Source organism: Neisseria sp. HMSC067H09, from assembly GCF_001814135.1.
Classification (GTDB): domain Bacteria; phylum Pseudomonadota; class Gammaproteobacteria; order Burkholderiales; family Neisseriaceae; genus Neisseria.
Map to the genome: position 1 here is coordinate 151,520 of NZ_KV814946.1, position 7,880 is coordinate 159,399.

Sequence of the window (7,880 nt, forward strand, 5' to 3'; positions counted from 1 at the left end):
GAGAAACAAGGTAGGGCGGTCGGTTATTTTGACTGGTTTAGGGCGGGGTTTTCACTTACAATCAAACAAGGTTTACATATGGCAACACTCCGCCGCTTGATGCCAAGGTTGGTTGCAGACGTTTTTGTTTGATTTCACGGCATTGTGCGGATGTGTTTGTTTAGGCTTTTCGTTCATAAGAAAAACTAAAAAAAACAAGGAAAAACAATGCGCCGCTTACCAATTCTATCTCTCATCCTGCTTCCCGCTGTGTCTCACGCCGCTGATTTTGACGGCGCAACGCTCAGTCTGTTTTGGGGTGCGCCGTTCGCGTTGATTCTTTTGTCTATCGCGTTGGGGCCGCTCTTTTTCGCGCATACCTGGCATCACCATTTCGGCAAGATTACAGCGTTTTGGACGCTGCTGTTTTTGGTTCCGTTCGCCGTTGTGTTCGGTTTCGGGGCGGGTGTGCATACGGTTGCCCATGCGCTGGTTGAGGAATATATCCCGTTTATCCTGCTGCTTTTGGCTTTATACACGATTTCGGGCGGAATTTTGGTTTGGGGTAAGCTCAATGGTACGCCTGCGCTGAATACCGGGCTGCTGGCGGCGGGGACGGTGATGGCTTCCTTTATGGGGACGACCGGTGCGGCAATGCTGATGATTCGTCCGCTGCTTAAGGCAAACCATTACCGCAAGAATAAGGTGCATGTCGTTATATTCTTTATTTTTTTGGTGGCAAATATCGGCGGCGGCCTGACGCCGTTGGGCGATCCTCCGCTGTTTTTGGGTTTCTTGAAGGGCGTGGATTTCATGTGGACGGTGAAACACATGTTGATGCCCGTATTGATCAGTACGGTGGTGCTGTTGCTGGTGTTTTATATTATCGACAGCCGTTATCACGCGCGTGAAGCCAATGTGGAACAGATTCGGCAGGAAGAGGAGGCCGATGAAGATTTGCGTATTGCCGGTAAATGGAATTTTCTGCTGCTGGCGGGCGTGGTCGGTGCGGTTTTGCTGTCCGGCTTGTGGAAGCCTGATCATCCGGGGTTTGAGATTTTAGGCAGCCACTATGCGTTGCAAAACTTGGTGCGCGATGTGATTTTGCTGGTGCTGACCGTTGTTTCGCTGCTGATTACGCCCAAACAGGTCAGGGCGGGCAATGAATTCAATTTCGACCCGATTGCTGAAGTGGGCAAACTGTTTTTGGGTATTTTCATTACGATTTCCCCTGTTTTGGCGATTTTGAAGGCAGGCGAGGCGGGTGCGCTTGGGGCAGTGGTGTCGTTGGTGCATGATGCTTCGGGTAATCCGATTAATACGATGTATTTCTGGATGAGCGGTTTGTTGTCCGCCTTTTTGGATAATGCGCCGACTTATTTGGTGTTCTTCAATATGGCGGGCGGCGATGCTCAGGCGCTGATGACGGGGCATCTGTTCCATTCGCTGTTGGCAGTATCCATGGGTTCGGTATTTATGGGCGCGCTCACTTATATCGGCAATGCGCCGAACTTTATGGTTAAAGCGATTGCCGAGCAGCGCGGCGTGCCGATGCCGACTTTCTTCGGTTATATGATGTGGTCGGTGGGGGTATTGATTCCGCTGTTTATACTGCATACGCTGATTTTCTTCGTTTGGCAGTTGTTCTGATTCCTAAACTTCAAAAGGTCGTCTGAAAACCTGATTCTTATTGATTCGGTTTTCAGACGACCTTTTTACATTCTGCCAGGGATTAATTTGGGGCATCAATATCTTGTAATTTTATTGGAGGGCTGCTTTGCGTGGGATTCGGGGCAGGAAGCTGGAAAAAATCTGCGTAAATCTGACATAAGGCGGGCTGTTCCTGCTAAAATCAAACGTGTTACAGTTTTCATTTAATTGTTGTTTTCCGTAAGTAAGGCTTTACTTTCAGACGACCTTCCCCATGCTTTGCCATTTCAAACGTCGTCTGAAAAGTTGGAACATTTTATTCTGTTTAACTCATCACAAGTAATGCAAATCTATGATTAAAATCAAAAAAGGCCTAGACCTGCCCATCGCGGGCAGACCGGAGCAAGCCGTTTACGACGGTCCGGCCATTACCGAAGTCGCGTTGCTTGGCGAAGAATATGCCGGTATGCGCCCCTCGATGAAAGTCAAGGAAGGCGATGCCGTCAAAAAAGGCCAAGTGCTGTTTGAAGACAAGAAAAATCCGGGCGTGGTGTTTACTGCGCCGGCTTCCGGCAAAATCGCTGCGATTCACCGCGGCGAAAAGCGCGTGCTTCAGTCGGTCGTGATTGCCGTTGAGGGCGATGACGAAATCGAGTTCGAACGCTACGCGCCCGATGCGTTGGCAAACTTAAGCGGCGAAGAAGTGCGCCGCAATCTGATTCAATCCGGTTTGTGGACTGCGCTGCGCACCCGTCCGTTCAGCAAAATCCCCGCCGTCGATGCCGAGCCGTTCGCCATTTTCGTCAATGCGATGGACACCAATCCGCTGGCGGCAGACCCTGTGGTCGTGATCAAAGAAGCCGCCGAGGATTTCAGACGAGGTTTGCTGGTGTTGAGCCGCCTGACCGAACGCAAAATCTATGTTTGTAAAGCAGCCGGTGCGGACGTGCCGTCTGAAAACGCCGCCAATATTGAAACACACGAATTCGGCGGCCCGCATCCCGCTGGTTTGAGCGGTACGCACATTCATTTTATCGAGCCAGTCGGTGCGAACAAAACTGTTTGGACCATCAATTATCAAGACGTGATTGCGATCGGACGTTTGTTCGTAACAGGTCGTCTGAACACCGAGCGCGTGGTTGCTTTGGGCGGCCCGCAAGTCAACAAACCGCGCCTCTTGCGTACCGTTTTGGGTGCGAAGGTGTCTCAACTTACCGCCGGCGAATTGGTTGACGCGGACAACCGCGTGATTTCCGGCTCGGTATTGAACGGCGCGATTGCGCAAGGCTCGCATGATTATTTGGGACGCTACCACAATCAGATTTCCGTTATCGAAGAAGGCCGCAGCAAAGAGCTGTTCGGCTGGGTTGCGCCGCAGCCGGACAAATACTCGATTACGCGTACGACCCTCGGTCATTTCCTGAAAAACAAACTCTTCAAGTTCACAACAGCCGTCAACGGCGGCGACCGCGCCATGGTTCCCATCGGTACTTACGAGCGCGTAATGCCGCTGGACATCCTGCCTACCTTGCTTTTGCGCGATTTAATCGTCGGCGATACCGACAGCGCGCAGGCTTTGGGTTGCTTGGAATTGGACGAAGAAGACCTCGCTTTGTGCAGCTTCGTCTGCCCGGGCAAATACGAATACGGCCCGCTGTTGCGCAAGGTGCTGGAAACCATTGAGAAGGAAGGCTGATTATGGGCTTGAAACATTTTCTGGAAAAAATCGAACCGCACTTCCTGCCGGGCGGCAAACATGAAAAATGGTATGCCCTCTATGAAGCTGCGGCGACGATTTTCTACACATCCGGCGCGGTAACGCGCAAAGCGGCGCACGTCCGCGACGCGCTCGACTCCAAACGCATGATGATTTTGGTGTGGCTGGCTTTGTTCCCCGCCATGTTTTACGGTATGTACAACGTCGGCGCGCAGGCATTCGGTGCGTTAACGCCTGATTTACTGCAACAAAGCATCGCCAATGACTGGCACTACGCCCTTGCCAACGCTTTGGGCATCAATATGTCGTCTGAAGCGGGCGTGTTGGGCAAAATGCTGTTTGGCGCGATTTACTTCCTGCCGATTTACGCAACCGTATTTGTCGTCGGCGGTTTCTGGGAAGTTTTGTTTGCCACCGTACGCAAACACGAAATCAATGAAGGTTTCTTCGTGACTTCGATTCTGTTTGCCTTAATCGTTCCGCCTACGCTGCCGCTGTGGCAGGCTGCCTTGGGTATTACTTTCGGCGTGGTGGTTGCGAAAGAGGTGTTCGGCGGTACGGGTAAAAACTTTATGAACCCTGCGCTGGCAGGCCGTGCTTTCTTGTTCTTCGCTTATCCCGCCAATATTACCGGCGACACCGTTTGGACGGCAGTTGACGGCTATTCTGGCGCAACTGCGTTGGCGCAATGGGCGGCACACGGTTCGGAAGGTCTGAAAAACGCCGTTACCAATCAACCTATTACTTGGATGGATGCGTTTATCGGCAACTTGCCCGGTTCTATCGGCGAAGTATCCACTTTGGCGCTTTTAATCGGCGGCGCGTTTATCGTGTTTGCCCGCATCGCTTCTTGGCGCATCATTGCCGGCGTGATGATCGGTATGATTGCGATGTCTTCTCTGTTTAACGTTATCGGTTCAGACACTAACCCGATGTTCAGCATGCCTTGGTACTGGCATCTGGTCGTCGGCGGCTTCGCCATCGGTATGCTGTTTATGGCGACCGACCCTGTTTCCGCTTCCTTTACCAATGTCGGCAAATGGTGGTACGGCGCGCTAATCGGCGTGATGTGCGTGTTAATCCGCGTGGTCAATCCGGCTTACCCCGAAGGCATGATGTTGGCGATTCTGTTTGCCAACCTGTTTGCCCCGATTTTCGACTATTTCGTCGCACAAGCGAACATCAAACGCAGAAAGGCGCGCAGCAATGGCTAAGAAATTCGATAAAGACAGCTTCAGCGGCACGCTGATTGTGGTGTTGGCAGTCAGCCTGATTTGCTCGGTCATCGTGGCGGGCGCGGTTGTCGGCTTGAAACCGGTGCAGGAAAAACAAAAGGTTCAGGACAAGCAAAGCTACATCCTGAGTGTTGCCGGTTTGCTCGATAAAAATACCGACATCAGCAAAACCTTTGCCGACCGCATCGAGCAACGCGTGGTTGATTTGGCGACCGGCGAATATGTGAAGGACGCGCCGAAAGACTTCAGCGCGCGCGTTGCCTCCAAAGACCCCGCGCAAAGCATCCAAATCAAACCCGAAGACGATTTGGCAGGCATCAAAAGCCGCGCCAAATACACCGAAGTTTATTTGGTAAAAGGCGATGACGGCAAAGTCAGCCAAATCATCCTGCCTATGCACGGCAACGGTTTGTGGTCGGTTATGTACGGCTTCGTCGCCATCCAACCCGACGGCAACACCATCAACGGTATCACTTACTACGACCAAGGTGAAACTCCGGGCTTGGGCGGCGAAATCGGCAATCCGTTGTGGCAACAAAAATTCGTCGGCAAAAAACTCTTTGACGAACAAGGCAAGCTCGCCCTGCATGTTTCCAAAGGCGGAAGCTCGGACAAAGAACATGGCGTAGATGCCCTTTCTGGCGCATCGCTGACTTCCAAAGGCGTACAAGGCTCGTTTGCCTACTGGTTCGGCGAAAACGGCTATATACCCTACCTGAACAAATTGAAATCAGCAGGAGCACAATAATGGCTGATATGAAACGCTTGAAACATTTGATGTTTTCACCCTTTATCGACAACAACCCGATTGCCTTGCAGGTTTTGGGTATTTGTTCGGCGCTGGCGGTTACCACCAAACTTCAGACGGCCATCGTGATGGGTATTTCTGTCAGTTTGGTAACCGGTTTTTCCAGCTTCTTCATCTCGCTGGTTCGCAACTACATCCCCAACAGCATCCGCATTATTGTGCAGATGGCGATTGTCGCGTCGCTGGTTACGCTGGTTGACCAATTGTTGCAGGCCTATGCCTACGAATTGTCCAAACAGCTCTCCGTATTCGTCGGCCTGATTATTACCAACTGTATCGTGATGGGTCGTGCCGAAGCCTTCGCCATGAAAGAGCCGCCGCTGGAAAGCCTGGTGGACGGTATCGGTAACGGCGCAGGTTACGGCATGATGTTGATTATCATCGCAACCATCCGCGAGCTTATCGGTTCTGGCAAACTCTTGGGCTACACCGTTTTCCAAACCGTGCAGGACGGCGGCTGGTATCAAACCAACGGCCTCTTCCTGCTGGCACCGAGCGCGTTCTTCATCATCGGCTTTTTAATTTGGGGTTTGCGTACATGGAAACCCGAACAGGCGGAGGAATAAGACATGGAACATTATTTAAGCCTTTTTGTGAAATCCGTCTTCATTGAAAACATGGCGCTGTCCTTCTTCTTGGGCATGTGTACTTTTCTGGCGGTATCGAAAAAAGTATCCACCGCATTCGGCTTGGGCGTTGCCGTTACCTTCGTACTCGGCCTGTCCGTCCCTGCCAACCAGCTCGTTTACTCGCTGCTCAAAGACGGCGCGATTGTAAAAGGCGTGGATTTGACTTTCCTGAAATTCATCACCTTCATCGGCGTGATTGCGGCTTTGGTGCAGATTTTGGAAATGTTCTTGGACAAATTCGTTCCCGCCCTCTATAACGCGCTGGGCATCTACCTGCCGCTGATTACCGTAAACTGCGCGATTTTTGGTGCTGTTTCGTTTATGGCGCAACGCGAATACAACTTCGGCGAATCCGTCGTGTACGGCTTCGGCGCGGGTTTAGGCTGGATGTTGGCAATTGTCGCTTTGGCGGGCATCACCGAGAAAATGAAATATTCGGACGCACCCAAAGGCCTCAAAGGACTGGGCATCACTTTCATCTCCGCCGGCCTGATGGCGATGGCGTTTATGTCGTTCTCCGGCATCCAGTTATAAGAAAGGATTCGGCATGGAAATTATTTTAGGTATCGTGATGTTTACCGTCATCGTCTTGGCTTTGGCACTGATGATTCTGTTTGCCAAATCCAAGCTGGTGAGCGAGGGCGACATCACCATCAAAGTCAATGATGAAAAAGAGCTGACTATGCCCGCCGGCGGCAAGCTGTTGGGCGCGCTTGCCAGCCAAGGCATCTTCGTTCCCTCTGCCTGCGGTGGCGGCGGTTCGTGCGGACAATGCCGCGTTGTCGTGAAAAGCGGCGGCGGCGACATTCTGCCGACCGAGTTGTCCCACATCAGCAAACGCGAAGCACGCGAAGGCTGCCGTCTGTCTTGTCAGGTCAACGTCAAAACCGACATGGACATCGAAGTGCCGGAAGAAGTGTTCGGCGTGAAAAAATGGGAATGCACCGTCATCTCCAATGACAACAAAGCCACGTTCATTAAAGAACTCAAGCTTGCCATTCCCGAAGGCGAAGAAGTTCCCTTCCGCGCCGGTGGCTACATCCAAATCGAAGCCCCGCCGCACACCGTTGCCTACAAAGACTTCGACATTCCTAAGGAATATCACGAAGACTGGGACAAATACAATCTGTGGCAATACGTTTCCAAAGTGGACGAGCCGATTTTGCGTGCCTACTCCATGGCTTCATACCCTGAAGAAAAAGGCATCATCATGCTGAACGTGCGTATCGCCACGCCGCCTCCGCGCGTACCCGATGCGCCTCCGGGACAAATGTCGTCCTACATCTGGTCGCTCAAACCCGGCGACAAAGTAACCATCTCCGGCCCGTTCGGCGAATTCTTCGCCAAAGACACCGATGCCGAAATGGTATTTATCGGCGGCGGTGCAGGTATGGCGCCGATGCGCTCCCACATTTTTGACCAATTGAAACGTTTGAACTCCAAACGCAAAATCACCTTCTGGTACGGCGCACGCTCCAAACGCGAAATGTTCTATGTTGAAGACTTCGACCAACTCGCAGCAGAATTCCCGAACTTCACATGGCACGTCGCCTTGTCCGATCCGCTGCCGGAAGACAACTGGGACGGCTACACAGGCTTCATCCACAACGTGGTTTACGAAAACCACCTGAAAAACCACGAAGCACCGGAAGACTGCGAATTCTATATGTGCGGCCCGCCAATCATGAACCAGTCCGTCATCAAAATGCTCAAAGACTTGGGCGTGGAAGATGAAAACATCCTCTTGGATGACTTCGGCGGTTAAGTATTCGGCTTCAAAAACAAAAGGAAGAAACTGAGGTTTCTTCCTTTTTTTGTTTAGATAAAGATGAAGGTCGTCTGAAAACTGAACTGGCCCCCAA

At 51.8% G+C, this 7,880-nt stretch carries 7 protein-coding genes; all 7 read left to right on the forward strand.

What is annotated here, in order from left to right; all coding sequences use genetic code 11:
- Window positions 1-207: 207 nt before the first annotated feature.
- Window positions 208-1,629, forward strand: a complete 1,422-nt coding sequence (locus tag HMPREF2954_RS10705; RefSeq protein WP_003755974.1) for a sodium:proton antiporter — start codon at window positions 208-210, stop codon at window positions 1,627-1,629.
- A gap of 352 nt (window positions 1,630-1,981) precedes the next feature.
- On the forward strand, window positions 1,982-3,325 hold the full coding sequence (locus HMPREF2954_RS10710) for a Na(+)-translocating NADH-quinone reductase subunit A (protein ID WP_045074208.1): 1,344 nt from the start codon (window positions 1,982-1,984) through the stop codon (window positions 3,323-3,325).
- 2 nt (window positions 3,326-3,327) lie between these two features.
- Window positions 3,328-4,560, forward strand: a complete 1,233-nt coding sequence (locus HMPREF2954_RS10715; protein ID WP_045074205.1) for an NADH:ubiquinone reductase (Na(+)-transporting) subunit B — start codon at window positions 3,328-3,330, stop codon at window positions 4,558-4,560.
- Window positions 4,553-5,329 carry a Na(+)-translocating NADH-quinone reductase subunit C gene (locus HMPREF2954_RS10720; RefSeq protein WP_045074203.1) on the forward strand — a complete coding sequence of 259 codons (777 nt, stop codon included), beginning with the start codon at window positions 4,553-4,555 and terminating at the stop codon, window positions 5,327-5,329. The genes HMPREF2954_RS10715 and HMPREF2954_RS10720 overlap by 8 nt, the downstream gene beginning before the upstream one ends.
- Window positions 5,329-5,955 carry an NADH:ubiquinone reductase (Na(+)-transporting) subunit D gene (locus tag HMPREF2954_RS10725; RefSeq protein ID WP_003755984.1) on the forward strand — a complete coding sequence of 209 codons (627 nt, stop codon included), beginning with the start codon at window positions 5,329-5,331 and terminating at the stop codon, window positions 5,953-5,955. Before HMPREF2954_RS10720 ends, HMPREF2954_RS10725 begins: the two co-directional genes overlap by 1 nt.
- A 3-nt stretch (window positions 5,956-5,958) precedes the next feature.
- A complete protein-coding gene (gene nqrE / locus HMPREF2954_RS10730) occupies window positions 5,959-6,552 on the forward strand; it encodes an NADH:ubiquinone reductase (Na(+)-transporting) subunit E (protein WP_003755986.1) in 594 nt (197 codons plus the stop codon).
- 13 nt (window positions 6,553-6,565) lie between these two features.
- The gene (gene nqrF / locus HMPREF2954_RS10735; RefSeq protein ID WP_003741084.1) at window positions 6,566-7,783 is read left to right on the forward strand and encodes an NADH:ubiquinone reductase (Na(+)-transporting) subunit F; all 1,218 of its coding nucleotides are present in this window, start codon (window positions 6,566-6,568) and stop codon (window positions 7,781-7,783) included.
- The last annotated feature ends 97 nt before the right edge of the window (window positions 7,784-7,880 follow it).

Excerpts from the sequence above, each read along its gene's own strand:
- HMPREF2954_RS10705 (WP_003755974.1), top strand. The coding sequence starts at position 208 with ATGCGCCGCTTACCAATTCTATCTCTCATCCTGCTTCCCGCTGTGTCT.
- HMPREF2954_RS10725 (WP_003755984.1), top strand. The coding sequence starts at position 5,329 with ATGGCTGATATGAAACGCTTGAAACATTTGATGTTTTCACCCTTTATC.
- nqrE (WP_003755986.1), top strand. The coding sequence starts at position 5,959 with ATGGAACATTATTTAAGCCTTTTTGTGAAATCCGTCTTCATTGAAAAC.
- HMPREF2954_RS10720 (WP_045074203.1), top strand. The coding sequence starts at position 4,553 with ATGGCTAAGAAATTCGATAAAGACAGCTTCAGCGGCACGCTGATTGTG.
- HMPREF2954_RS10710 (WP_045074208.1), top strand. The coding sequence starts at position 1,982 with ATGATTAAAATCAAAAAAGGCCTAGACCTGCCCATCGCGGGCAGACCG.
- HMPREF2954_RS10715 (WP_045074205.1), top strand. The coding sequence starts at position 3,328 with ATGGGCTTGAAACATTTTCTGGAAAAAATCGAACCGCACTTCCTGCCG.
- nqrF (WP_003741084.1), top strand. The coding sequence starts at position 6,566 with ATGGAAATTATTTTAGGTATCGTGATGTTTACCGTCATCGTCTTGGCT.